This is a genomic window from Neoroseomonas oryzicola, from assembly GCF_012163135.1.
GTDB lineage: Bacteria > Pseudomonadota > Alphaproteobacteria > Acetobacterales > Acetobacteraceae > Neoroseomonas > Neoroseomonas oryzicola.
Genome location: NZ_JAAVUP010000006.1, coordinates 78803 through 101821, shown reverse-complemented (window position 1 = coordinate 101821; position 23019 = coordinate 78803). Strand labels below are relative to the sequence as shown.

The window sequence follows — 23019 nt, the reverse complement described above, 5'->3', positions numbered from 1 at the left end:
GAGAAGGGCCAGAACCGCCCCGCCCTGTCAATGCCGGGATTGACGCCAACGTTCGGAAATTTCACAATGCGTTCGAATATACGAACAACAATGTCACGGAGGAAGGTCAGGGCATGACGAAGGACGGGACCATTGCGACCGGGATGGGGCGCCGCGCGGCGCTCGCGGCGCCGGCACTGCTGATGCTGCCGCGCGCGGCGCGCGCGCAATGGCCGGACCGGCCGGTCCGACTGGTGGTCGCTTTCCCGGCGGGCAGCCTGACGGACGTGCTGGCGCGCGTGCTCGCGGAGCCGCTGTCGCAGGAACTCGGCCATCCCGTGATCGTGGACAACCGCGCGGGCGGCAACGGCATCGTCGGCACGCAGGCGGTGGCGCAGGCCGCGCCGGACGGGCACACGCTGGTCATCATCAGCACCAGCGCGGCCTCGGTGAACCCGCACATCCTGAAGCGGATGCCCTTCGACCCGGTCAACGACTTCGCCCATGTCGGGTCGATCGCCGAGGCGCCTTACCTGTTCGTCGTCGGGCCGAATGCACCGGATACCGACCTGCGCGGCTTCCTCGATCGGGCGCGGCAGCGGCCGGACGGGCTGACCTTCAGCTACGGCAACGCCAGCAGCCAGATCATGACCGAGGTGCTGGCCCGGGCGGCCGGCGCGCGGCTGACCGGCGTGCCCTATCGCGGCGGGGCCGAGGCACTGACCGACGTATCCGCCGGGCGCATCGACTGCACCTTCACGGATCTCGCGAACGGCCTGGTGCAGACGCAGGCCGGGCGGGTGCGGGCGCTCGCGCAGTCGGGCAAGGACCCGACGCCGCTCGCCCCGGGCGTGCCGCCGGTCGCGACGGTGGTGCCGGGCTTCGACATCACGGTGTGGTTCGGCATCTCGGCGCCCCGCGCGACGCCGGCGCCGATCATCGCGCGGGCCAACCAGGCGCTGAACGCGGTGTTGCGCCGGCCGGCGACGGAGGAACGGCTGCGGCAGCTCGGCTTCCTGCCCTTCGCGCAGACGCCGGAGCAGTTCGCGCAATACCTCCGCGACCAGATGCGCGTCTGGGGCGAGTACGTCCGCATCGCGGGCATCGAGCCGCAATAGTGCCCGATGCCGCGCCCGAGGCCGCGAGCGGCCCGCGCTCGGTCGGGCGCGTCGTGCAGTTGCTGGACTGCCTGGCGGCGGCGCCGCAGGGTGCTACGCTGGCCTCGCTCGCGCAGGCCATGGGGGCGCCGAAGACGACGCTGCTCGGGCTGCTGCGGGGGCTCGCCACGGCGGGATACGCGGTGCAGGCCGAGGGCGCGTGGCGGCTGGGGCCGGAGGCCTTCGGCCTGGCGCGTGCCATTCTCGCCGGACAGGCGCCGGGCTTCGGCAGCGCCGGGCGCGCGGCGCTGGAGGCGCTGGCCGAAGGCACGGGGGAGACGGCGATGCTCGCCGTGCTCACCCCCGATCGCAGCGCGATGGTCTACACGGACAAGGTCGAGAGCCGCACCGCGCTGCGCTTCGCCGCGACGGTGGGCGACCTGCGGCCGATCCATTGCACGGCCTCGGGCCGCGTCATGCTCGCCTACCTGCCGCCGCCGTGGCCGGAGGCCTTCCTGCGCAGCGCCCGGCTGACGGCGGAGACGCCGACCAGCGTCACCGATCGCCGCGCGTTGCGCCGCATCGTCGCGGAGGTGCGGGAGCAGGGCTATGCGGTGACGCTCGGGGAATCGACCGACGGGGTCGTCGGCATCGCCGCGCCGGTCTTCGATGCGCGCGGGGAGGTCGTGGCGGCGATCGTGCTGGCCGGTCCGCTGGCGCGGGTGCAGCCGAAGCTCGCCAGCCTCGCGCGGCGCGTGCGGCAGGCCGGGCGCGACCTGTCGCGCCAGCTCGGGCATCGGCCCTAGAAGCCGTCAGGCGGCCGGGGCACGGGCCCAGTCGATCGCGAGTTCCTCGCGGAAGGCGAAGCGCACCAGGTGGCGCGCGACGACGTCCTCGAGCTTCGCGAGATCCTCGGCTGTCGTCGCGCTCGCGCGCAGCACCAGCGTGCGATCTTCGGCGGCGACGTCGCAGCGTCCCATGGGGAAGGCGATGCCGCCGGTGGTCTCCTCCAGCGTGACCGGCAGCCTGTGCTGGAAGTGCTTGCAGAGCTGGCCGAGGTAGCGGCGCGCGGAGGCGGTGGCGACGCGGGCTTCCGAGGTCGCCATCAGCTGCGCTCCACCGCCGTGGCGGCGGCGTCGAGCGCCGCGGCGACGGCCTCGGCTTCCGCGGTGCTGAGCGGGCCGCGGGCCATGCGCAGGCGCAGGGCGAGCTTGAGGTTCTCCATCGCTCGCAGGATCTGCGGCGCGGGCCCGCCGACTTCGCCGGCCGCGTCCATGCGGGCGAGCAGCGCATCGAGCGCGGGGCGGTTGGCTTCGAGGAAGGCGCGGCCCTGTTCGGTGATGGCGTGGGACTTCCGGCCGCCGGGCTCCTCGGCGGTGACGGTGACGTAGCCGAGTTCCTCGAGCAGCGTCAGCGTCGGGTAGATGACGCCGGGGCTCGGGCTGTAGGCGCCGCCGACGCGTTCCTCGATCGCCTTGATGATCTCGTAGCCGTGGCGCGGCTTCTCCGCGATCAGGCCGAGGATGACGAGGCGCAGGTCGCCATGGGCGAAGAAGCGGCCGAGGCCGCTGCGTCCGCCCCCGCGGCCCCAGCGATGGCCGTAGCGATGGCCGTCCGGCCCGTCCTCGCGGCGCGCGAAGCGGCAGTCGGGGTGGCTGTGGCGGTGGCGGGGATGGTGGTGTCCGTGGTGCATATGGTCTCCAGTTGAGGCATATCGACTGTATTTCGATATGACGAATTATCAGATATATCGAGATTGTCTCGAAAACAGGGTGCCGCATTTCACAAGAACGTGAGTTCGTCGATACGCTGCGCCTCGATCTCCCCGCGCGGCTGCGCGATCATGGTGCGCGAGAGGACCGGCTTTGCCCGGCCTTGGGGGAAGCGCCATGACGACGACCGAAGCCTGCGTGATCCACGGCCAACGCGACCTGCGCGTCGAGGCGGTGGACCTGCCCGCCCCCGGCGCGGGGGAGGTGCTGGTCGACATCGGCGCCGGCGGGATCTGCGGGTCGGACCTGCACTACTACCTCGATGGCGGCTTCGGCACGGTGCGCGTGCGCGAACCGATGGTGTTGGGGCACGAGGTCGCCGGGACCATCGCGGCGCTTGGCGCCGGCGTCGCAGGGCTGAAGCCCGGGGACCGGGTGGCGGTGAATCCCTCCCACCCCTGCGGCACCTGCGAATACTGCGCGCGCGACGAACCGCAGCACTGCCTCGAGATGCGCTTCTGGGGCAGTGCGATGCGCATGCCGCACGTCCAGGGCGGCTTCCGGCGCCGGCTGGTGGTCGCGGCGCGGCAATGCGTGCCGGTGGGCGATGTCGTCTCGATCGGGGAGGCGGCGATGAGCGAGCCGCTCGCCGTCGCGCTGCATGCCGTCGGTCAGGCGGGCGAGGTGCGCGGCAAGCGCGCGCTGGTCACCGGCTTCGGGCCGATCGGCGGCGTGGTGCTGCTCGCGTTCAAGCATGCCGGCGCGGCCGAGGTCACGGTGACGGATGTGGTGGACGAACCGCTCGCATTCGCGCGGCGGCTCGGCGCGTCGGCGGCGGTGAACGTCGCCGCCGAGCGGGATGCGCTGGCGGCGGAGGAGAAGGACAAGGGGCGCTTCGACCTCGCGGTCGAATGCAGCGGCAATCCGCGCGCGCTGGCCCAGGCGATCGCCTGTGTGCGTCCGCGCGGGACCATCGTGCAGGTCGGCATCGGCGGCGCCTTCGACGTGCCGATGAACCTCGTGGTGGCGAAGGAGCTGCGGCTGGCCGGCTCCTTCCGGTTCCATCCGGAATTCGAGCGTGCCGCGGGGCTGATCGCGCGGCGCGAGATCGACGTGCGGCCGCTGATCACCGCGACCCGGCCGCTGGCCGATGCCCAGGCGGCCTTCGACCTCGCCGCCGATCGCCGCGCCTCGATGAAGGTGCAAATCGCCTTCGGGCTATGACGCCGCGGGATCGAGCAGCGGCGCGACGATCGCCGCATGCTCGCGCAGGTCGCGTTCCACCGCCGCGCGGGCGGCGGCGGGGTCGCGGGCTTCCAGCGCTTTCAGCAGGTCGTCGTGCGGATGGCCGGCGGGGGAGATCTTCCGCGGCACCGAGGACAGCAGGCTGATCGTCGGGCCGACCTGGGTCCAGAGATTCTCCACCACACGCTGCAGCACCGGCATGCGCGCGATGGCGATGACGCCGAAGTGGAAACGCTCGTTCTCGGCCAGCACGATGGCGCCGTCCTCCGCGCGCCGGCCTTTCATCAGGCGGGCATGGATGGCGCGCAGGGCGGCGATGTCGGCGGGCGTGGCAAGGGTCGCGGCGCGGGCGGCGGCGCGGCCTTCGAGTTCCTCGCGCAGTTCCATGATCTCGGCGTAGCGGTCGCGCGGCAGGCGCGGCACCCAGGCGATGCCCCGTGCATCGAGGTCGAGCGCGCCTTCCGAGACCAGGCGCAGCAGCGCTTCCCGCACCGGGGTCGGGCTGACGCCGAGGTCCTGCGCCAATTGCCGGTGCACGAGCTTCTGCCCCGGTACCAAGCGCCCGCCGACCAGTGCACTGCGCAGGCGCGCATAGACCTTCTCCGCGAGGGTTTCGTCGCGGTCGACCGGGGCGAAGGTCGCGTCGGGGGGCATCAGTGCTTCTCCGGGCGGCGAGGTTGACCTGTCAAGCGACTTGCCGTTTGCTATAGCAAATAACATTCGATCCCCGGAGACGCCCAGATGCCGGATACCAGTCCCATCGCCAATGCGAATGTCGCGCTGCGCCTGGCCGAGGCGCTCGCCCGCCACGGCGTGGTCACGACCTTCGGGCAGAGCCTGCCGTCCGCCTTCCACCTGGCGGCACCGCATGCCGGCATCAGCCAGACGGTCTACCGGCAGGAGAACATGGGCGGCGCCATGGCCGACGGCTATGCGCGCATATCGCGCCGCGTCGGCGTGGTGACGGCGCAGAACGGCCCGGCGGCGACGCTGCTGGTGCCGCCGCTGGCCGAGGCGCTGAAGGCGAGCATCCCGGTCCTCGCGCTGGTCCAGGAGGTCACGCGCGACACGACCGACAAGAACGCCTTCCAGGAATTCGACCACTTCAAGCTGTTCGAAGGCGTGGCGAAGTTCGTCCGCCGCATCGACCGGGCCGATCGGCTCGAGGATTATGTCGACATGGCCTTCACGGCCGCGACCTCGGGGCGGCCGGGGCCGGCGGTGCTGCTGCTGCCGGCGGACCTGCTGATCGAGAAGGCCGCGGCGGCGTCGCGGCGGCGCGCCTTCCTGGGCGAGTTCCCGCTCGATCGCACCCTGGCCGATCCGGCGCGCATCGAGGAGGCGGCGGCGCTGCTCGCCACGGCGGCGCGGCCGGTGGTGATCGCGGGCGGCGGCGTGCACATCTCGGGCGCGGCCGATGAGCTGGCGGCGCTGCAGCAGGATGCGCACCTGCCGGTCGCGACGACCTTCATGGGCAAGGGCAGCGTCGACGAGACGCATCCGCTGTCCATCGGCGTCATGGGCAATACGCTCGGGCGCGGCGCGCGGGCGCATGAGCTGCGCGCGATGGTCGCCGAGGCCGATGTCGTGCTGCTGGTCGGCAACCGCACCAACCAGAACGGCACGGATTCCTGGACGCTGTATCCGCGCGACGCGCGCTACATCCACATCGATCCGGATTCCTCCGAGATCGGGCGCAACTACGAGGCGCTGCGCCTCGCCGGCGATGCGAAGCTGACGCTGGCGGCGCTGCGCCAGGCGATGCTGCGGCAGGACCTTGCCGCGCGCGCCGCGGCGCGGCCGCAGGTCGAGGCGCAGATCGCCAAGGCCGTCGAGGGTTGGCGCACGCTCGTCGCCGGCGTGACGACGCGCGACGGCGGGCCGGTGCGCCCCGAGCGCGTTGCGGCCGAGATCGACAAGCGCATGCCCGCGGATGGCATCATGGTCGCGGACGCGTCCTATTCGTCCAACTGGATCAACATCTACATGACCGCGAAGCGCGCGGGGCAGCGGTTCCTGACGCCGCGCGGGCTGGCTGGTCTCGGCTGGGGCGTGCCGATGGCGATCGGGGCGCAGGTCGCGGCCCCTGGCAGCCGCGTGGTGTGCCTGTGCGGCGACGGCGGGTTCGGGCATTCCTGGGCGGAGCTCGAGACGCTGCGACGGCTGGATCTGCCGGTCACGGTTGTGGTGCTGAACAACGGGATCCTCGGCTTCCAGAAGCATGCCGAGGACACCAAGTTCGGCGACCACACCATCGCCTGCGACTTCGCCGAGGTGGACCACGCGGCCATCGCACGCGCCTGCGGCATCGCCGGGGTGCGCGTGGCGCGCGGCGAGGAGGTCGGCCCGGCGCTCGACGCGGCCTTCGCCTCCGGCAAGCCGACGCTGATCGAGGTGATGACGGACCCGGACGGCAAGCCGCCGCTGACCATGTATGGCGGGTATCCGGAGCCGTTCTGACCATGCTCGCGCTGCGCAAGACGCAGGCCGGCTTCGGGCTCGAGGCGCTGGAGGTGTCCGAGCCTGGCGCCCCCGGCCCGGGCGAGGTCACGGTGCGCGTCGAGGCGGTGGGCATCTGCGGCAGCGATGTCCACGCCTATGAATGGACGGACGGCTACGGGCACATGGTGCCCTACCTGCCGCTGACGATGGGGCACGAGTTCGCCGGGCGCGTGGTGGCGGCGGGGCCGGGTGCGGCGGTCGCGACGGGCACCCGCGTGTCGGTGCATCCGCGCGTCGTGCGCGGCGACGGCAGCATCGCCTGGCCGGGCGACCCGCGCGCGCGGGGCGAGCGGCTGACGCTCGGCCTGACGACGGATGGCGGCTTCGCGGCGCAGGTGAACGTGCCGGCGGGCAACGTGCTGCCGCTGCCCGAGGCGGTGGACGCGGAACTCGGCGCGCTGGTGGAACCGCTGGCGGTCGCGGGCGAGGCGGTGCTGGTGGGCGAGGTCGGCCTCGGTGACACGGTGCTGGTGCTGGGGCCGGGTACGATCGGGCAGGGGCTGGCGCTGATGGCGCGCGCCGCGGGCGCGGGGCGCGTGATCGTGGCGGGGCGCGCGGACCAGCCGCGCTATGCCGTGCTGCGGCAACTCGGCTTCCACGACATCGTGGATGTCGCGGAAGGGCCGCTGGCGGAGCAAGTGCTGGCGCTGACCGGCGGCAAGCCGGTGGACGTCGTTCTTGAAGCGACCGGCCATCCACCGTCCATCACCGACGCCCTGCCGGTCCTGAAGCGGGAGGGCGTGCTGGTGGTCGCCGGCATCCATGCGGCGCCGCTGTCGCTGCCGCTGACCGTCTTCGTGCGCAACCGGCACCAGTTGCGGGCGTCGCACGGGTCCGAACCGCGGACCTGGGAGCGTGTCATCGCGCTGCTCGCGCGGGAGCCGGAAGCCTATCGGCCAATGATCACGCACCGCCTGCCGCTCGACCGCGGGCTCGAAGGCTTCGAACTCGCGCGGCAGCGCGCGGCCAGCAAGGTGATCCTGATCCCATGAGCAATGCCGACCGCGTCGCCATCGTCACCGGCGCCGCACGCGGGCTGGGCGCAGCCATCGCGAAGCGCCTGGCCGCGGCCGGGCATCCGGTCGTGCTGGCCGATGTGCTCGACCGCGTGGAGGAGACCGCCGCTGCCATCGTCGCGCAGGGGCATGCGGCCCGCGCCATTCGCCTCGACGTCGCGGATGAGGCCGCGATCGCGGCGCTGCCGCAGGTGCTGGGCGACTGGTGGGATCGGCTCGGCGTCGTCGTGAACAACGCGGGCATCTCGCCCAAGGTCGATGGCCGCAAGCGGATGGTCGAGGAGATCCCGCTCGAGGAATGGCAGCGCGTGCTGGCGGTGAACCTGACCGGGCCGTTCCTGCTGTCGCGCCAGGCGATCCCGGTGCTGAAGGCGCGCGGCTGGGGGCGCATCGTGATGATGACGAGCCAGGCGGCGCATGTGCCGAGCACGATCACCGGCGCCTATTACGGCACCTCCAAGGCCGGGTTGATGGGGTTCGCGCGCAACCTGGCGGCGGAGCTCGGCCCCTTCGGCATCACGGTCAACAGCGTCGCGCCGGGCCGCATCATGAGCGACATGGTCGCCGGCGCCGCGCCCGGGATGAACGAGGCCTTCCTGCAGCGCATCCCGCTCGGGCGCCTCGGCGAGCCGGAGGAGGTGGCGGAGGTGGTGCATTTTCTCGCCTCCGACGCCGCGGCCTACCTGACCGGCACCACCATCGACGTCGGCGGCGGCAGCTACATGCCCTGAGCCGGCCCACGACGAGTTCTGCAGCACGGGAGAGAACGTTCATGAGCATCACCCTGCGCCGCCGGCATCTGCCGGCGCTTGCGGCCGGCATGGCCGTGGCCGGTGCCGGCGCCGCGCGCGCCGATTGGCCGGAGCGCGAGATCCAGCTGGTCGTCAACTACGGCGCCGGCGGCAACACCGACGTCTCGGCGCGTGCCTTCTCGCGCGGTCTGGAACGGCAACTCGGCAAGCCCGTCGTCGTGGTCAACCGGCCCGGCGCCGAAGGCACGATCGGGCCGGCCTTCGTCGCGACGCAGCGGCCTGATGGCTATACGATCGGCGTCGTCACCTATTCGACCGTCGCGATCCAGCCGCATGTGCGCGACGTGCCCTACACCATCGGCAGCTTCGACTTCGTCGCGGGGTATGGGCGGTTCCGCTACGGCGTGACGGTGCGCGCGGATTCGCCGCACCGGACGCTCGATGACCTGGTGCGTGCGGCGAAGCAGGGCAACGGGCTCTTCGTCGGCGCGCCCTCGGCGCCGAACAACCTCGCGATGTTCGAGCTCGGCCGCCTGACGGGCGGGAAGTTCGAGCAGGTGCAGTATCGCTCGGGCGCCGAGACGGTGACGGCGCTGCTCGGCGGCCAGGTCGACGTGATCGTGCAGAATCCGTCCGACGTGGTGGCGCAGATCCGGGCGGGGCAGCTACGGCTGCTGGCCTCGGCCAGCCCGATGCGCTGGCAGGAATTCCCCGACGTCCCGACGATGCGGGAGGCGGGCTACGAGGTGGAGATCGATTCCTGGCTCGGCATCGCGGTGCCGCGCGGCACGCCGCGGCCGGTGCTGGAGCGGCTGGAGGCCGCGTCGCTCGCCGCGCTGCGCGACCCCGCGGTGGCCGAGCAGATCGGTGCGACCGGCGTCGACCCGCAGGCGCTGCCGGGGAAGGAGTACGAGGCGCTGCTGGCGCGTGGCGCGGAGCAGATGGGCCCGATCCTGCGCCGTGCCGGGATGGCGAAGCCATAGCGCTTTCGCGGGCGGGCCGCCGGGCGATCCTGCGTCGCCCGGCGTATGCCGCTAGGTGACGTCGATGACCAGGTTCAGGAAGTCGTCGACGACGACCTCGCTGCCGGGGCCGACGACGCAGGTCGATTCGCGTTCCTCGATCAGCGCCGGGCCGGTGATCCGCGCCCCGGCGCGCAGTGCGTAGCGATCATAGACCGGGCAATCGAGCCAGCCGGCGCCTTCGAACAGCACGCGGCGCTGCGTGCGCGGCGCGGCGGGGCCGGCCTCGGCCGTGCGCGGCACGGCGCCGGCGAGGTCGATGGTCCAGCCGGGCGCGGAACAGGACAGGCGCCAGCTCAGCGCCTCGATTGGGCTCTCCTCGACCACGCGTTCGAAGCGGTCGCGATATGCCGCGAAGAAGCGTTCCCGGATCGTGGGCAGGTCGGCGTCGGAGAGTTCGAGGCCCGGCAGCAGCACCGGGATCTCGAAGCCCTGGCCGACATGGCGCATCTCGGCGACGGGCCTGAAGGTGATGCTGCCGGGGGTGGCGCCGGCCTCGGTCAGCAGGGCGCTGCCCGCGGCCTTCATTTCGGCGAACAGGGCGTTCACTCGCGTCCAGTCGATGCGTTCCAGCCGCGCGACGTAGGACCGCACCATGTCGGTCGCCGGCGGGGCGACGAGGAAGCCGAGCGCCGAGGCGACGCCGGCGCCGAGCGGCACCACCAGCCGCTTGATCTTGAGCAGCCGCGCGAGGTTCCAGGCGTGGACGGGCCCCGCGCCGCCGAAGGCGATCATGGTGTAGCGGCGCGGATCCTTGCCCTTTTCGGCGAGGTGCATGCGCGTCGCCGAGGCCATGGTCTCGTCGACGATCCGCTGCACGCCGAGCGCGGCCTGCTCGACGGCGATGCCGGTCTCGGCAGTGATGCGTGTCTCGAAGGCGCGGCGGACGGGGTCGAGGTTCAGCGCCATCTCGCCGCCGAGGAAGTAGGCGGGGTCGAGGCGGCCGAGCACGAGGTCGGCATCCGTCACGGCGGGTTCGGTGCCGCCGCGGCCGTAGCAGACCGGCCCGGGCTTGGCGCCCGCGCTGCGCGGCCCGACCTTCATCAGCCCCGAGCCGGGATCGATGCGCGCGAGAGAACCGCCACCGGCGCCGATCTCGATCATGTCGACGACCGAGACCTTCAGCGGCAGGCCCGAGCCCTTCTGGAAGCGGCGGACGCGGCCGGCCTCGAAGTCGAACTTGTGGTTCGGCTCGTGGTGGTCGACCAGGCACATCTTCGCCGTGGTGCCGCCCATGTCGAAGGAGACGACATGCTCGAGCCCCGTGAGGCGCGAGATGAAGGCGGACGCCATGGCGCCGGCGGCGGGGCCGGATTCGATCAGGCGGATCGGGAAGTCCTTCGCCTCGCGCACCGTGGTGATGCCGCCGCCCGAGAGCATGATGTAGAGGTGCCCGCGGAAGCCGGTCGACTGCAGCGTGGTCTGCACGCGATCGAGGTAGCGGGCCATCAGCGGCTGCACATAGGCGTTGGCGGAGGCGGTGGAGATGCGCTCGAACTCGCGGATCTCGGGCGCGACCTCGGCCGAGAGCGAGACCGGCAGGTTCGGATAGAGCGCGCGGATGATCTCGCCGGCGCGCTTTTCGTGCTGCGGGCTGTGGTAGGAATGGAGGAAGCCGACGGCGATGGCTTCGGCACCCTCGGCCTCGACCAGCTGCTTCGTGGCGGCGACGACGGCGGCTTCGTCCAGCGGCAGGAGGATGCGGCCGTCCGAGGCGATGCGCTCGGGGATCTCGAGCCGCCGCGCGCGCGGGACCAGCAGTGCCGGGGTTTCGAGGAAGAGGTCATAGAGGTCGTAGCGCGTCTCGCGCCCGATCTCGATGCTGTCGCGGAAGCCTTCCGTGGTCAGCAGGCCGACCGTGGCGCCGGTGCGCTCGATGATGGTGTTGGTCACCAGGGTCGTGCCGTGGATGACGCTGTGTACGTCCTCGGGCTTGAGCTCGGCCTCGCGCAGGATGCGCGCGATACCGTTGAGGATCGCCTCGGAGGGATCGTCCGGCGTGGTCAGCAGCTTGCCGGTGCGGACGATGTTGCGCACCGGGTCGTGCAGCACCAGGTCGGTGAAGGTGCCGCCGACATCGACGCCGACGCGCGCGGAAGCAGTGGTGGTCATGCGCGTCACTCCACGCCGTAGATGGTCTTGGCCGCTGCGGCCGAGATGTAGCCGTGGCGGAGGTCTTCCATCACCGCTTCACGCGCGCGCTTCTTCGGGTCGCCATAGCCGCCGCCGCCCGCATAGAGCAGCAGCACGGATTCGCGCGGCCCGATGGAGGTGCGGGACTTCGGGTGCGGCTTGGTCCCGTCGCCGAAGGCGATGACCGAGGGGCCGCCCGGCAGCCCGCCGAGGATGCCGCCGGCGGGGTTCTGGTGGCGATCGGACAGCAGCGACAGGCGCGCCGGCGCGTCGGTGTCGAGCTGCAACTCGATCTCCTGCCCGAGCCCGCCGCGGAAGGTGCCCGGGCCGCCGGAATCCACGCGCAGGCGCTTCTTGCGCACGATGATCGGGGCGACGCTCTCATAGGCCTCGATGGAGCCGGCGCCGACATTGGTGGGGAAAGCGGTGGCGGACATGCCATCCTTGTGGGGGCAGGCGCCCATGCCGCCCGAGGCGAAGAGCACCTGGGAGAAGCTGTCGCCATCCGGCCGGGTGCCGCTGAACAGCGCGCGCATGGTCGGCGCGCCGCCGCAATCGGCGATGACCTTGTTCGGGATGACCTGCGCGAGCGCCTGGTAGATCGCGCCCGCCAGCAGGTGCCCGGTCAACTGCCGCGCGCTGACAGGTGCGGGATAGAGCGGGTTCAGGATGCTGCGTTCCGGCGCGGCGACGGTGATCGCCTGGTAGGAGCCCTCGTTGCGCGGCGTGAAGGGATCGAGCGCGCACTTCACCGGATAGACCGAATAGGCGTGCGTGTAGTTCATCACGCAGTTGATGCCGCGATCGATCTGCGGGGAGGTGCCCGCATAGTCGATGTGCATCGTGTCGCCCCGCACCGTGACCTTGCAGACGATGCGGGTGTGCTTGTCGTCGAAGCCGTCGGCGGTGATCTCGGAATGCCAGGTGCCGTCGGGGACCTCGGCGATGGCGCGGCGCATGGCGCGGTCGGCGCGTTCGCTCAGTGCGGCGGAGAGGCCCTGCAGGTCGGGCAGGCCGGTATCCTCGAGGAATTCGGCGACGCGGCGCGCGCCGACCTCGGCCGCCACCACCTGCGCCTGCAGGTCGCCCAGGACCTGGCGCGGCACGCGGACATTGCCGAGGAGAATGTCCAGCAGCTGCTGGTTCCACGCGCCCTCGCGCAGCAGGCGGGAGGGCGGAATGCGGATGCCTTCCTCGAAGATCTCGCGGCAATCGGCCGACCACAGGGCACCGCCGACATCGGGGGAATGGGAGATCGAGCCGGAGAAGCCGACCAGCTTCCCGCGGTGGAAGATGCCGGTCACCACGGTGAAGTCCGGCAGGTGGCCGGTCGCGAGCCACGGATCGTTGGTGACGATCGTGTCGCCGGGCTTCCAGGTTTCGGCCGGGAAGCGGGTCAGGAAGTCCTTCGTCGTGCGCGGCAGGATGCAGGAGAAGGAGGCGAGTCCGCCGGTGTTCTCCGAGACGGAGTTGCCGTTGCGGTCCATGAGCACCGTCGCGAAGTCGTTCGACTCCCGCACGATGGTCGAGAAGGCCGTCCGCAGCAGGCCGGTCGCGGCCTCGTCGGCGGCCGAGATCAGCCGGTTCCAGTAGATCTCGAGGGTGATGGGGTCGAAGGCGTCCGGGGTGGCGTCGCTCATCCTGTCCGTCCAGCGCGTTGCGGTAGCGCCACGAGTTTAGGAAGGGGCGTGCGAAGGCATCCAATATGACTTGAGTTGAAATCCATATCTTCTACGAATGGATGCATGGAACTCCGGCACCTCAGGTACTTCGTCGTCGTCGCCGAGGAGCTGCATTTCAGCCGTGCGGCGGAACGCCTCGGCATCTCCCAGCCGCCGCTGAGCCAGCAGATCCGCGCGCTGGAGGAAGACCTGCAGGTCCGGCTGTTCGACCGCAGCAGCCGCAATGTGGCGCTGACCGAGGCCGGGCGGCTGTTCCTGGCCGAGGCGCGGGCGACGCTCGACCAGGCCGACCGGGCGCGCCAGACCGCGGCGCGCGCCCATCGCGGGGAGATCGGGGAGCTGACCGTGGGGCTGTTCCCCTCGGCGCTGCTGGCCGAGCCGGTGGCAGCGGCGGTCCTCGGCTTCCGGCGGCAGCATCCGCGGGTGCGGCTGGTGCTGCGGGAACGTGCGGTCTACGCGGCGGTGCGGGAGCTCGCGGCCGGCAGCCTCGAGATCGCCTATCTCCGCTACGCCACGCGGCCCGAGGTGCCGCCCGGCATCGCGCTGCTCGAGGTGATGCGCGAGCCGATGATGCTCGTCGTCCATCGCAGCCATCGCCTGGCGCGCGGGGAGAAGCCCGTGCCGCTCGAGGAACTGGCCGAGGAGCCCTTCATCCACTTCTCGCCGCGGTCCGACAGCGCGCTGCATGAACATGTCGCGGCGATCTGCGCGACCGCCGGCTTCGAACCGCGCATCGAGCAGGAGGCGAACCAGAACGGCTCCATCCTCGCGCTGATCGGCACGGGGATGGGCATCTCGATCCTGCCGCGCTGCCTGTGCCGGCTCAGCCTGCCGGAACTGCGCGTGCTGCCGATCGCGAGCCCGGCGGCGGTGTCACGGATCTGGCTGGCGCACCGGCGGCGCGGCGGCGGGACGCTGCTGCGGACGCTGGCGTCGCTGACCGCGCAGAACCGCGAGCCGGGCTAAGCCCGGCTTTCGCGCCGCATCCGCCGCGCCAGCATCTCGCCGATCATCACGCAGGTGAAGTGCAGGTTGGCGCGACAATCGGTCGGCATGATGGAGGCGTCCGCCACGCGCAACCCCTCGACGCCGCGCACGCGCAGGTCGGGGTCCACCACGCCGCGCGGGTCCTCATGCGCGGTCATCCTGCAGGTTCCCGCCGCGTGCTGGATGTCGGCGGCTTCCTGCAGCATCAGCCGGTCCAGCTCGGCCTCGGGCAGCGCGGCGGCCTCGGGCAGGCTGAGCGACGTCTCGCAGAAGGTGATGCGCTCCGCGATGGCCTTCAGCGGGTCCAGCGCGGCGAGGCGCGCGAGGCGCCGAACGCCGTCGCGCATGCGCAGCCGGTCGGCGGCATCGTCGAGCATGTTCTCCTCGACCACCGGCTGGGCTTCCGGGTCGGCCGAGGTCAGCCGCACGAAGCCGCGCGAGAAGGCGTCGTAGACCGACAGGCCGATGGCGCCGGAGGCGGCGGGCTCGTCATCCTCGGTCAGGCCGCGGTGGTTGAAGCCGATCATGATCATGTCGCGCTCGCCGCCGCCGCCCAGGCCGCTGCTGTAGGTCACGCAGCAGTTGGTGTGGCGCGCGTCGCGCCCGCGCGAACGATGGTCCGGCTTCAGCGCGATGGTGGCGCGGATGATGGGGTGGTCCATCAGGTTGCGTCCGACCTCGGGCAGGTCGTGCAGCACGGGGATGCCGAGCGCCGCGAGGTCGGCGCCGGCACCGATGCCGGAACGCATCAGGATGGTCGGGCTGTGGATGGCGCCGGCGCAGAGCACGACTTCGCGTGCCGCGATCTCCTCCCAGGCGCCATTGCCGAAGCGCACGCGCACGCCGCGCGCGCGGCGGCCGTCGAACAGCACGCGGTCGACCATTGCCTCGCCGCGGATCTCGAGGTTGCCGCGGCCACGGGCGGGTTCGAGGTAGCCGTCATTGGTGGTGACGCGCTGCCCGTCGCGGAGGTTGATCGGGTAGCAGGAGACGCCCTCGCCCTCGGGTGCGTTCAGGTCGGCCTTCCAGGGATAGCCATCGGCCAGCGCGGCGTCACGCAATGCGCGGTCCACCGCGCCCCAGCGATCGGGCGGCATGCGCCACACCGGCAACGGCCCACCCTGGCGGGTGCCCGGGGCGGTGCCGGTTTCGGAATCGTCCTCGATAGCGTCGAAGACCGGCAGGACGTCCGCGGCGGACCAGCCTTCGCAGCCGGCTTCGGCCCAGGCATCGAAGGCGGCGGGGACGCCGCGGATCGCGATCTGGGCGTTGACCGTGGAGCAGCCGCCCATGGTCTTGCCGCGCCAGTAGAATCGCGGTTCCTGCGCGGCGGTGCGGCGCGTCATCAGCCCCGGCCATTGCCAGTCGGCCTGGTGGGCGGGGTGGTGCATGAAGGGAATGATGTTGGCGCTGCGGAGTGCGTGCGGTGCCTCGGCGGCGCGCCAGTCGCGCCCGGCCTCGAGCAGCAGGACACGGCGGCGCGGGTCCTCCGACAGCCGCGCGGCGAGCGGGGCGCCGGCGGATCCGGCGCCCACCACGATCACGTCATACATGCGGCTACCGCTTCTCCACGTTCCAGAAGAGAGGAATCGCCGAAGGGATCAGGTTCTGCAACTGGGCGCGGTGGGCCGCCGGCTGGGCGAACTGGCCCCAGGGCACGGCGATCGCGCGCTCATAGACGATCTGCTGGATCTCGGCCGCGATGCGCTGGCGCTCGGCGAGGGTCGGCGCGGCGGCGAAGGCGTTGAACAGGGGCGTGAGGCGTTCCTCGCAGTGGAAGCCGCCGGTCGTCGCGTTGGTGCAGTTGAAGCCGATCACCGAGTTGGTCAGCGGGTTGTGCAGGTCGACGCCGAGCGCGTGCACGCCGAAAACGCTCCAGCCCTCGCGCCGCGTGCGGCGGGCGAGCACCGAGGCCCAGTCCATCACCTGCATGTCGACGGTGAAGCCGGCGCGGCGCAGCCGGTCGGCGAGGATCTCGGAGGAGATCTTCGCGGCTTCGAGGTCGTTTGCGACCAGCACCACGACGGGTTCGCCGTTGTAGTTCGTCCGCCGCAGGGCCTCGCGCGCCGCCTCGATCGACGGGCTGCGCATCGGTTCGGTGCCGGCGTCGCTCTCATAGGGCGACCCGCAGATGAAGAAGGCGTTGCAGGTGCGGGCGTAGCGGTCCGAGAGGCCGAAGCCGGCCATCACCTCGCCCTGGTCCACGAGATGGAGCAGGACGCGCCGGACCGCCGGGTCGGCGAAGGGGCCGGAGGCGGCATTGGTGCGGTAATGGCCGGTGAATTGCTCGAGCCCGCTGAAGTTCACCAGCCGGACGCGGCGGTCGCGTTCCAGGGCCGAGAGCATGTCGAAGGGCGCGTACTGCATGTAGTCGATCTCGCCCGCGCGCATGGCGGCGACCACGGTGGCGCCGTCCGGCACCACGCGGATGTCGAGCGCATCGATGCGCACCACCTTGCCGCCGGCCAGGTGATCCGCCGGTTCGGACCGCGGCACATAGGCCGCGTTGCGCCGGAGCAGCATGCGGTCGCCGGGGCGATGGTCCTCGCGCCGGAAGACGAAGGGGCCGGAGCCGACGATCTCGGGGATGCGCTCGGTGCCCGGGGTGCGCGCGAGGCGCGCGGGCATCATGAAGGGACCGGGGGAGGAGGTGGTGCCGAGGGTCTCGAGCACCAGGCCGAAGGGTTCGCGCAGGGTCAGCACGAAGGTCTTCGCGTCGCGCGCCTCGAGTGAGCCCGTGGCGCGGCCGAGCCGGCCGCCGAGCGCGCTGCGCGTGAACCAGCGCTGCAGCGAGGCGACGACGTCGCCCGCCGTCACGTCGGTGCCGTCATGCCACTTCAGGCCGTCGCGCAGGGTGAAGGTCCAGGTCAGGCCATCGGGCGAGGTCGTCCAGGACTGCACCATCTGCGGCCGCACCTCCCCCGCCGCGTTCATCGCGAAGAGGGTGTCGAACACCATGTAGCCGAAGGTCCGCGTGATGTAGGCGGGCGTGAAGTGCGGATCGAGGGTGACGATCTCGGCTTCCAGCACGGCGGTCAGCGTCTGCGTCCGCGGCTGCGCCGGCGCCATCGCGCCGAGCAGGCCGAGGAGCGGGAGCAGTCGTCTGCAACGGCGTGCGATCATGAGGGACCTCCGGCGATCGTGGTGCGACGTCATCGGATCATGCTGCGGGAACGCCAGCAAGGATCTCCGGAGCCACGACAGGCAGGCGCCGGACCGGATCTGCCGAAGGCGCGGGCAGCGGCGACCGCGATCGGCGCACAGCGTCGAAAGGCGGGGCAGGGCGCCGGCGCGCGCCTAGGGAATGCGCTGCTGCGCGAGCCCCGCGAACAGATACGCCACCACGCCGAGGATCATCAGGGCCTGCGCGCCGAAGCTCGTCGCCACGAGGGCGGCGAGCGCGGCGGCTACCACCGACGCGCAGCCATTCACGCCCCAGGCCCAGGGCACCAGGGCCGGTGACCCTGCCTTGAGGCGTGCCAGGACCGCCGGGAAGGGCACGCCCATCGCGAAGGCCAGCGGCGCGATCGCCGCGGCCGCGAGCAGGCTCCGCGGGATGGCGTCGAGCGCATCCGGGAGCGACAGCCATCGCGCCGCGATGCCGTGCGCCGCGGCGAGCGTTGCGATGGCACCGACGGCGATCCAGGGCAGGCGTGCCGCCGCACCCTGACGTCGCGGCCCCGCAGCCCAGCCGCTGCCCAGCCCGGCGAAGACCAGGAAGGCGGCCAGGGTGACGGCGAAGGCGTGGACGGGATCGCCGAGGAACAGCACCAGGCGCTGCATCACCGCGATCTCGACGAACATGAAGCCGGCGCCGATCAGCAGGAAATAGGCGGCGGTGCTGCGCCCCGCGCGGCCACTGACGCGCCCGGCCAGCACGCGCGCGGGCAGCAGGATCAGCACCAGGCCCGACAGGACGGCGATGGCCAGCGTCGCCACCTGCACCGGCCAGCCCCAGTCGAGCAGCCCCGCGTTGCCGGATCGCACCGCTGTCCAGAGCAGCGGCAGGGCGCGCCAGTGGAAGAAATCCTGGAAGTACGGGCGGTCGTCGGTCGCGGGGCGGATGTCGAAGGCGTAGCGGGCGACGAAGCCGGCGCGATCGGGGCCCGTCAGCGCGGCGACGCCGTCGAACAGCACCGGTGCGCCGAGCAGGTTGAAGCGGTCCGCGGCCTCGCGCGGCATGGCGGCGTGCCAGCCGAGGTCGAAGTTGAGCGCCTCGGCGAGGCGATCGAGCGCCGCGAGTTGCGCCGCATCGAAGGGCGCGCGCCGGACCAGCAGGATCACGCTGTCCCAGGCGCGGAGCAGGGCGAGATGCCGGGCGGGCTCACGCGCGCCGAGGCGTTCGAGTGCCTCGAGCGCGGTGAGGACGAGCTTCAGGCTGTCGCGCGGTGGCAACCGCAGGGCGTGGGGGAGGGCGAGCACGCCCTCCGGCGCCAGGCGACCGAGATAGGCGGCGAAGGCTTCGACCGTCAGCGGGAAGGTCTCGGCGAGTGCGCCGCCACGGCCGGGCGAGGCGTCCATCACGACCAGGTCGTAGGCGGCGCCTTGTCGCGCGGCGAAGCGGCGCGCGGTCTCGACATGCAGCGCGACCTCGGGACGGTCCAGTATGCCGCCAGCGAAGGCGGCGAGGTCCCCGCGCAGCAGGCTCGCGACGCCGTCGTCGGGTTCGACGACGTCGATGGTCTCGGCGCCGTGGCGGAGCGCGAGCAGCAGGTCGCTGCCGCCGCCGAGGCCGAGCAGCAGCACGCGGCGCGGCCGTTCGGCCATGCGATAGGGCAGGGCGGCGAGCGTCGCATCGAGATAGGCAAGCGGCGCGAAGTCTCCGGTGAATCGCGTGACGGGCGTCGGTCCCTCGCCGTCGATGAAGAGGCCGAGCTGTTCCGCCGGCTCCTGCCGGTTCGCGAGGCTGAGGCCGGTCACGCTGCGGAAGGGGATGCGTTCGCTGCGCACGACCTGCACCAGGCCGATCGGGCTGGTGCGTTCGGCGACGACGCTCGTGCCTTCGACCAACAGCACCTGAGGCAGCGGTTTGAAGGGGGACATGTGCAGTCCGGGCCAGCCGGACGCCGCCGCGATGCCGAAGGCGGCGCCGCAGATCAGCGCGCCGGCGGCGGCGCGTCGGCGATGGGCGCCTGCCAGCACGATCGCCGCGGCGACGAGACCGGCGGCCGCGATGGCGGGCAAGGCCTGGTCGGGGCGCAGGAGGTCGAGCAACCCGACGGCCAGCAGGCAGCCTGCGCCGGCGCCGAGCAGATCGGCGCGGTAGATCCGGCCGACCGGTGCGTCGACGCAGGCGAGGGCAAGGCCGGTGCAGGCCGCCGCGAAGGCGAAGGGCACGGCGAAGAGCAGGTAGAGCAGCGCCAGCCACAGCCATTGCCGGGGCGACCACAGGACCTCGAGGGCGTTGAAGGGCAGCGCCTCGGCGATCGCGACGGAGGCCAGTGCGGCGGCGCCGAACAGCAGGGCGCATACGGCGAAGGCAGGCGCGGCATGCGGGCGCAGCCGGTCCTGCAGCGCGGTCAGCACGCTGCCGCTGGCGCCGTAGCCGAGCAGCGCCAGGCTGATCACCATGCCGACGAAGTGATGCCAGTGGACGATGGCGAGCAGCCGCGCGAGCAGAACCTCGAAGGCGAGCGCACCGGCGGAGACGACGGCGACGGCGAGGAGGTCCGGCCTCACCGGCTCCCGCTGCGGACGAAGGGGACGAAGTTCACCGGCAGGGTCTGCCGCGTCCGGATCTGGCCGCCGGGCAGTTTCTCCACGATGACGAGGTGCTGCAGGGCGAAGGCGCCGCCGACTGGGATCACCATCCGCCCGCCGGGCCGCAACTGGTCGAGCAGCGGCGGCGGGATGACCGACGCGGCGGCGGTGACCATGATGCCGTCGAAGGGCGCGGCCGAGGGGACGCCGTAATAGCCGTCCCCGCGATGGACGGTGACGTTGCGGATGCGCTGCTGGCGGAGCCGGCGCTCGGCCTCGTCGGCCAGCGGCGCCACGATCTCGATGCTGTGCACCGTCGCGACCAGCTCGGCGAGGATCGCGGCCTGGTAACCGGACCCGGTGCCGATCTCGAGCACCGTTTGCCCCGGCGCGGTGCGGAGCATGTCGGTCATCAGCGCGACGATGAAGGGCTGGGAGATGGTCTGGCCGTAGCCGATCGGCAGCGGGCGGTCGTCATAGGCGCTGGCCTCGAGCGCCGGCGGCACGAAGGCCTGGCGCGGCACGCGGCGCATCGCGGCCAGCACGCGCGGGTCGATCGCGGTCTGCCCGTCCAGCACGTTCGCCGCGTTGCGGGCGTGCTGGGCGATGATGCCGATCATGTTCTCGCGCGGATTGGCGAAGGCATCCTGCGCCCGCGCCGGGCGCGCGGCGAGCAGGGATGCGGATGTCAGCGCCGCGGCACGTCGGCCCAGCGGCGGCAGGCCCGCTTCGGGGCGATTGGTCCCGGCGTTGGACATGCGCGTCAGGCTGCGCCGGTGCGCGGCCGCGCGTCAATCGCCCGCTCGCGCCGGGTTCAGGCGAGCTCCTGCCGCCATGGCGCGGTGCGGCGCAGCGCGTCCCAGCCATAGGTCATGGGCACCATCGCCGTGCCCGCCCAGACCGCGTGCTGGTCCGCATAATGCGGGCTGCCGGGATGGCCGGAGGCGCCGTGGAACACGGTCCAGCGGCTGTTCTCCCAGGCGCCGACGTCGAAGGCGTAGCGGGCGAGCGCGCCATAGGCGGCGACCGGCCCCGCCGCGGCCATGAAGCCGTTGGCGAGCACGGTGTCCGTGTCGCCGCCCAACGGCAGGGCCGGCGGGTCGAGCAGCGGCGCCCAGTCGGGGAACATCGGCGAGAGCGGGTGCGTGAAGCGCGGGCGGTGCACCGCGCCCCAGGGGTGCGAGGTGTCCTCGCGCGCCGCGCGCGCCAGGGCGTCCTGCATGGCCTGCGGCCAGTCCCAGCCGTTCAGCAGCGCCGCGTCGCCATCCCGCAGCAGGTTGGGCAGCGCCCACCAGAGCTGGTTCATCGGCGGCACGCCCGGCGAGACCGAGAGCAGCGGCGTCCCGGCGAGCGCGCCGAGCCCGCTGCGCTCGGCAAGGATCGCCGTCAGGGCGCGGCGGAGGGCGATATAGGCGGTCGGCGCGCTGCTGCCGGCCTCCATCCGCCCGTCCCAGGCGAGCAGCCGGTCACGCAATACGGCGGCGGCAGCGTCGCCCGGCGCGGGCAGCGCGGCGAGGCGGTCGCGGATCAGCAGTGCGTTGAGCGAGAGCGTGTCGGCATGCACGGCCGCCGCGCCCTCGACGCCGCGCGCCTCCGGCGCGGCCTGCAGCCGCGCGAGGACGCGCTGCGCGCGGTAGGGCGGATGGCAATCCGTGCAGAGGTAGTCCGGCCTGTCATCGGCGGCGACGCGGTTGTTCGCGGTCACGATCAGCCCGAGCGGCGGATCGATCACGCGCGGCATCTCCTCGTGCGGGATCCAGCCATCCCATTCATGCGCGCCGGTCCAGCCGGGCACGGGAAGCCATCCGTTGCTGCGCGGGCGGCGCGGCAGGCGGGCGCGCACCAGGTGGCCGATGCGGCCCGTGGTGTCGCCGGCGACCAGGTTGTGGTCGATCAGGCCCCAGCCGCGCGTCGCCTCGAACAGCGTCTCCACGCCGTCGGCGCGCAACATGCGCGGCAGGCAGTCGAAGGAGAGGTCGGTCTCGGCGAACTGCACGGAGCGCAGCGCGATGGCGGTGCCGGAGGCCGGATCGCCGGCGATGATCGGGCCGTGATGGGTTTCCACCACCTCGAAGGCACGCGGCTCGGCGCCGCGGATCGCGATGGTCTCCTGGCGTCGGGCCACCGGTAGCCAGCCGTCGCGGAAGGCAACATGGCGCGCGCCTGGGTCGAAGCGCTCGACGAACAGGTCGTGGATGTCGACGAAGGCATGCGTGACGCACCAGGCGACGCGGCCGTTGTGGGCGAAATGCGGGAAGCCCGGCACGCCGGGGACCGTCAGGCCGATCACGTCGAAATCGGCGCAGGCGAGGTGACCCTGCGCGTACATGTTCGGGATCTCGAAGACGCGGTGCGGGTCGCCGGCGACGACGGGACGGCCGGTGGCGCTGAGCGCCGGGGCGACCGCCCAGTTGTTGCTGCCGCCGCCGGTGGCGTCGATCGCCTCGGTGCCGAGCAGGGCGGCGATGGCGGGCTGGAGGTCCGCGATGGTCGCGGTCCAGCGCTTCGCCTCGACGCCGGGCGGGATGAGCAGCAGGTCGCGCCCGCCATCGTCGTAGCGCAGCTTCAGCGCGTTCTCGGGACCCACCACGGGCAGCGCCGCGGCGCGCCACAGCTTGAACCACACCGACCCCATCAGCAGGCCGAGCCGGCGCATCACGGCGATGCAGTGCCAGCCTTCCCAGGGTTCCGGCGTCGCGTCGAGCAGCACATATTCGATGGCCGGCGGTGCGCCGGATTCGATGAAGGCATTCACCCCGGCGGCATAGGCGTCGAGCATCGCCCGCCCCTCGCCGCCGAGGTCGGCGTAGTCGCGCCGGCTCGCGGCCTCCATGCCGAGGCGGCGGGCCAGGATGTCGCCTTCCGCCGCGCCGGCGCCGAGCCATTCCGCCGCGCGGCCGAGGGCGCGGCGGCGGTTGAGCTCCATCTGGAACAGGCGGTCCTGCGCGTGGACGAAGCCCTGGGCGCGGAAGGCGTCGACCTGGCCGCCCTCGGCGCGGATATGCGGGATACCCCAGCCGTCGCGCAGCACCTCGACCGGTGCCGCCAGCCCCGGTAGGCGCAGCCGGCCGTCGAGCGGGGGCAGGGCGGCGCGGAGCGTCTCAGGGCCGGGGGCAGGCGGCATGGAAGGCGTTTCCCTGGTGGATCGGGGCAGCATCGCGCGGCATTGCCTTGCCGTCGATATATCAAATA

18 protein-coding genes are annotated in these 23019 nt (G+C 72.2%); 8 read left to right on the top strand and 10 right to left on the bottom strand.

Annotation, left to right across the window (positions count from 1 at the left end):
* The first annotated feature begins 113 nt into the window (after window positions 1–113).
* Together GWK15_RS18515 and GWK15_RS18510 are read left to right on the top strand one after the other, a co-directional pair.
* Window positions 114–1097, top strand: coding sequence for a Bug family tripartite tricarboxylate transporter substrate binding protein (locus tag GWK15_RS18515; RefSeq protein ID WP_168042860.1), 984 nt, complete (start codon window positions 114–116; stop codon window positions 1095–1097).
* Window positions 1097–1882 carry an IclR family transcriptional regulator domain-containing protein gene (locus tag GWK15_RS18510; protein ID WP_168042859.1) on the top strand — a complete coding sequence of 262 codons (786 nt, stop codon included), beginning with the start codon at window positions 1097–1099 and terminating at the stop codon, window positions 1880–1882. The genes GWK15_RS18515 and GWK15_RS18510 overlap by 1 nt, the downstream gene beginning before the upstream one ends.
* Window positions 1883–1888: 6 nt before the next feature.
* Here GWK15_RS18510 and GWK15_RS18505 read toward each other — a convergent pair whose 3' ends face one another.
* Together GWK15_RS18505 and GWK15_RS18500 are read right to left on the bottom strand one after the other, a co-directional pair.
* On the bottom strand, window positions 1889–2182 hold the full coding sequence (locus GWK15_RS18505; RefSeq protein WP_168042858.1) for a DUF2218 domain-containing protein: 294 nt from the start codon (window positions 2180–2182) through the stop codon (window positions 1889–1891).
* A complete protein-coding gene (locus GWK15_RS18500) occupies window positions 2182–2769 on the bottom strand; it encodes a PadR family transcriptional regulator (protein ID WP_168042857.1) in 588 nt (195 codons plus the stop codon). The genes GWK15_RS18505 and GWK15_RS18500 overlap by 1 nt, the downstream gene beginning before the upstream one ends.
* Window positions 2770–2965: 196 nt before the next feature.
* On the opposite strand from GWK15_RS18500, the gene GWK15_RS18495 reads away from it, so the two are divergent.
* Entirely contained in the window at window positions 2966–4012 is a 1047-nt protein-coding gene (locus GWK15_RS18495; protein WP_168042856.1) for an L-idonate 5-dehydrogenase, read from the top strand.
* On the opposite strand, the gene GWK15_RS18490 is transcribed toward GWK15_RS18495, so the two are convergent.
* Window positions 4007–4687, bottom strand: coding sequence for a GntR family transcriptional regulator (locus GWK15_RS18490; protein WP_168042855.1), 681 nt, complete (start codon window positions 4685–4687; stop codon window positions 4007–4009). The two genes, GWK15_RS18495 and GWK15_RS18490, sit on opposite strands and share 6 nt — an antisense overlap.
* A gap of 87 nt (window positions 4688–4774) precedes the next feature.
* Here GWK15_RS18490 and GWK15_RS18485 point away from each other — a divergent pair, with 87 nt between their 5' ends.
* From GWK15_RS18485 to GWK15_RS18470, 4 genes are read left to right on the top strand one after another with little or no spacing between them, the layout of a single operon-like run.
* Window positions 4775–6493: an acetolactate synthase catalytic subunit gene (locus GWK15_RS18485; protein WP_168042854.1), complete on the top strand. Its 1719-nt coding sequence runs from the start codon at window positions 4775–4777 to the stop codon at window positions 6491–6493.
* A 2-nt stretch (window positions 6494–6495) separates the two neighbouring features.
* Window positions 6496–7527, top strand: coding sequence for a zinc-dependent alcohol dehydrogenase (locus GWK15_RS18480; protein ID WP_168042853.1), 1032 nt, complete (start codon window positions 6496–6498; stop codon window positions 7525–7527).
* Complete coding sequence (locus tag GWK15_RS18475; RefSeq protein WP_168042852.1) at window positions 7524–8282, top strand: SDR family NAD(P)-dependent oxidoreductase; 759 nt, start codon at window positions 7524–7526, stop codon at window positions 8280–8282. Before GWK15_RS18480 ends, GWK15_RS18475 begins: the two co-directional genes overlap by 4 nt.
* Window positions 8283–8323: 41 nt before the next feature.
* A complete protein-coding gene (locus tag GWK15_RS18470) occupies window positions 8324–9286 on the top strand; it encodes a tripartite tricarboxylate transporter substrate binding protein (protein ID WP_168042851.1) in 963 nt (320 codons plus the stop codon).
* Between the two features lie 51 nt (window positions 9287–9337).
* Here the strand turns inward: GWK15_RS18470 and GWK15_RS18465 are convergent, their stop codons facing one another.
* Both GWK15_RS18465 and GWK15_RS18460 read right to left on the bottom strand, forming a co-directional pair.
* Window positions 9338–11437 carry a hydantoinase/oxoprolinase family protein gene (locus GWK15_RS18465; protein WP_168042850.1) on the bottom strand — a complete coding sequence of 700 codons (2100 nt, stop codon included), beginning with the start codon at window positions 11435–11437 and terminating at the stop codon, window positions 9338–9340.
* A gap of 5 nt (window positions 11438–11442) precedes the next feature.
* On the bottom strand, window positions 11443–13098 hold the full coding sequence (locus GWK15_RS18460) for a hydantoinase B/oxoprolinase family protein (RefSeq protein ID WP_168042849.1): 1656 nt from the start codon (window positions 13096–13098) through the stop codon (window positions 11443–11445).
* A gap of 105 nt (window positions 13099–13203) precedes the next feature.
* Between GWK15_RS18460 and GWK15_RS18455 the strand changes: the two genes are divergently transcribed.
* Entirely contained in the window at window positions 13204–14106 is a 903-nt protein-coding gene (locus GWK15_RS18455) for a LysR substrate-binding domain-containing protein (protein ID WP_168042848.1), read from the top strand.
* Here the strand turns inward: GWK15_RS18455 and GWK15_RS18450 are convergent.
* The 5 genes from GWK15_RS18450 to GWK15_RS18430 all read right to left on the bottom strand — a co-directional run bounded on the left by GWK15_RS18450 (window position 14103) and on the right by GWK15_RS18430 (window position 22951).
* Window positions 14103–15680, bottom strand: a complete 1578-nt coding sequence (locus GWK15_RS18450; protein ID WP_168042847.1) for a GMC family oxidoreductase — start codon at window positions 15678–15680, stop codon at window positions 14103–14105. The genes GWK15_RS18455 and GWK15_RS18450 overlap by 4 nt on opposite strands.
* Before the next feature lie 4 nt (window positions 15681–15684).
* Window positions 15685–17250 carry an ABC transporter substrate-binding protein gene (locus tag GWK15_RS18445; protein WP_209442290.1) on the bottom strand — a complete coding sequence of 522 codons (1566 nt, stop codon included), beginning with the start codon at window positions 17248–17250 and terminating at the stop codon, window positions 15685–15687.
* A gap of 174 nt (window positions 17251–17424) precedes the next feature.
* Complete coding sequence (locus GWK15_RS18440) at window positions 17425–19806, bottom strand: spermine/spermidine synthase domain-containing protein (protein ID WP_168042846.1); 2382 nt, start codon at window positions 19804–19806, stop codon at window positions 17425–17427.
* Window positions 19803–20585 (bottom strand): protein-L-isoaspartate(D-aspartate) O-methyltransferase, encoded by a 783-nt coding sequence (locus GWK15_RS18435; RefSeq protein WP_245211740.1) that lies wholly within the window; start codon window positions 20583–20585, stop codon window positions 19803–19805. The genes GWK15_RS18440 and GWK15_RS18435 overlap by 4 nt, the downstream gene beginning before the upstream one ends.
* 56 nt (window positions 20586–20641) lie before the next feature.
* Window positions 20642–22951 (bottom strand): penicillin acylase family protein, encoded by a 2310-nt coding sequence (locus GWK15_RS18430; RefSeq protein ID WP_168042845.1) that lies wholly within the window; start codon window positions 22949–22951, stop codon window positions 20642–20644.
* Between the last annotated feature and the right edge of the window lie 68 nt (window positions 22952–23019).

Excerpts from the sequence above, each read along its gene's own strand:
- GWK15_RS18470 (WP_168042851.1), top strand. The coding sequence starts at position 8,324 with ATGAGCATCACCCTGCGCCGCCGGCATCTGCCGGCGCTTGCGGCCGGC.
- GWK15_RS18435 (WP_245211740.1), bottom strand. The coding sequence starts at position 20,585 with ATGTCCAACGCCGGGACCAATCGCCCCGAAGCGGGCCTGCCGCCGCTG.
- GWK15_RS18490 (WP_168042855.1), bottom strand. The coding sequence starts at position 4,687 with ATGCCCCCCGACGCGACCTTCGCCCCGGTCGACCGCGACGAAACCCTC.
- GWK15_RS18480 (WP_168042853.1), top strand. The coding sequence starts at position 6,496 with ATGCTCGCGCTGCGCAAGACGCAGGCCGGCTTCGGGCTCGAGGCGCTG.
- GWK15_RS18475 (WP_168042852.1), top strand. The coding sequence starts at position 7,524 with ATGAGCAATGCCGACCGCGTCGCCATCGTCACCGGCGCCGCACGCGGG.
- GWK15_RS18430 (WP_168042845.1), bottom strand. The coding sequence starts at position 22,951 with ATGCCGCCTGCCCCCGGCCCTGAGACGCTCCGCGCCGCCCTGCCCCCG.
- GWK15_RS18465 (WP_168042850.1), bottom strand. The coding sequence starts at position 11,437 with ATGACCACCACTGCTTCCGCGCGCGTCGGCGTCGATGTCGGCGGCACC.
- GWK15_RS18460 (WP_168042849.1), bottom strand. The coding sequence starts at position 13,098 with ATGAGCGACGCCACCCCGGACGCCTTCGACCCCATCACCCTCGAGATC.
- GWK15_RS18495 (WP_168042856.1), top strand. The coding sequence starts at position 2,966 with ATGACGACGACCGAAGCCTGCGTGATCCACGGCCAACGCGACCTGCGC.
- GWK15_RS18500 (WP_168042857.1), bottom strand. The coding sequence starts at position 2,769 with ATGCACCACGGACACCACCATCCCCGCCACCGCCACAGCCACCCCGAC.
- GWK15_RS18485 (WP_168042854.1), top strand. The coding sequence starts at position 4,775 with ATGCCGGATACCAGTCCCATCGCCAATGCGAATGTCGCGCTGCGCCTG.
- GWK15_RS18515 (WP_168042860.1), top strand. The coding sequence starts at position 114 with ATGACGAAGGACGGGACCATTGCGACCGGGATGGGGCGCCGCGCGGCG.
- GWK15_RS18450 (WP_168042847.1), bottom strand. The coding sequence starts at position 15,680 with ATGTATGACGTGATCGTGGTGGGCGCCGGATCCGCCGGCGCCCCGCTC.
- GWK15_RS18445 (WP_209442290.1), bottom strand. The coding sequence starts at position 17,250 with ATGATCGCACGCCGTTGCAGACGACTGCTCCCGCTCCTCGGCCTGCTC.
- GWK15_RS18455 (WP_168042848.1), top strand. The coding sequence starts at position 13,204 with ATGGAACTCCGGCACCTCAGGTACTTCGTCGTCGTCGCCGAGGAGCTG.
- GWK15_RS18505 (WP_168042858.1), bottom strand. The coding sequence starts at position 2,182 with ATGGCGACCTCGGAAGCCCGCGTCGCCACCGCCTCCGCGCGCCGCTAC.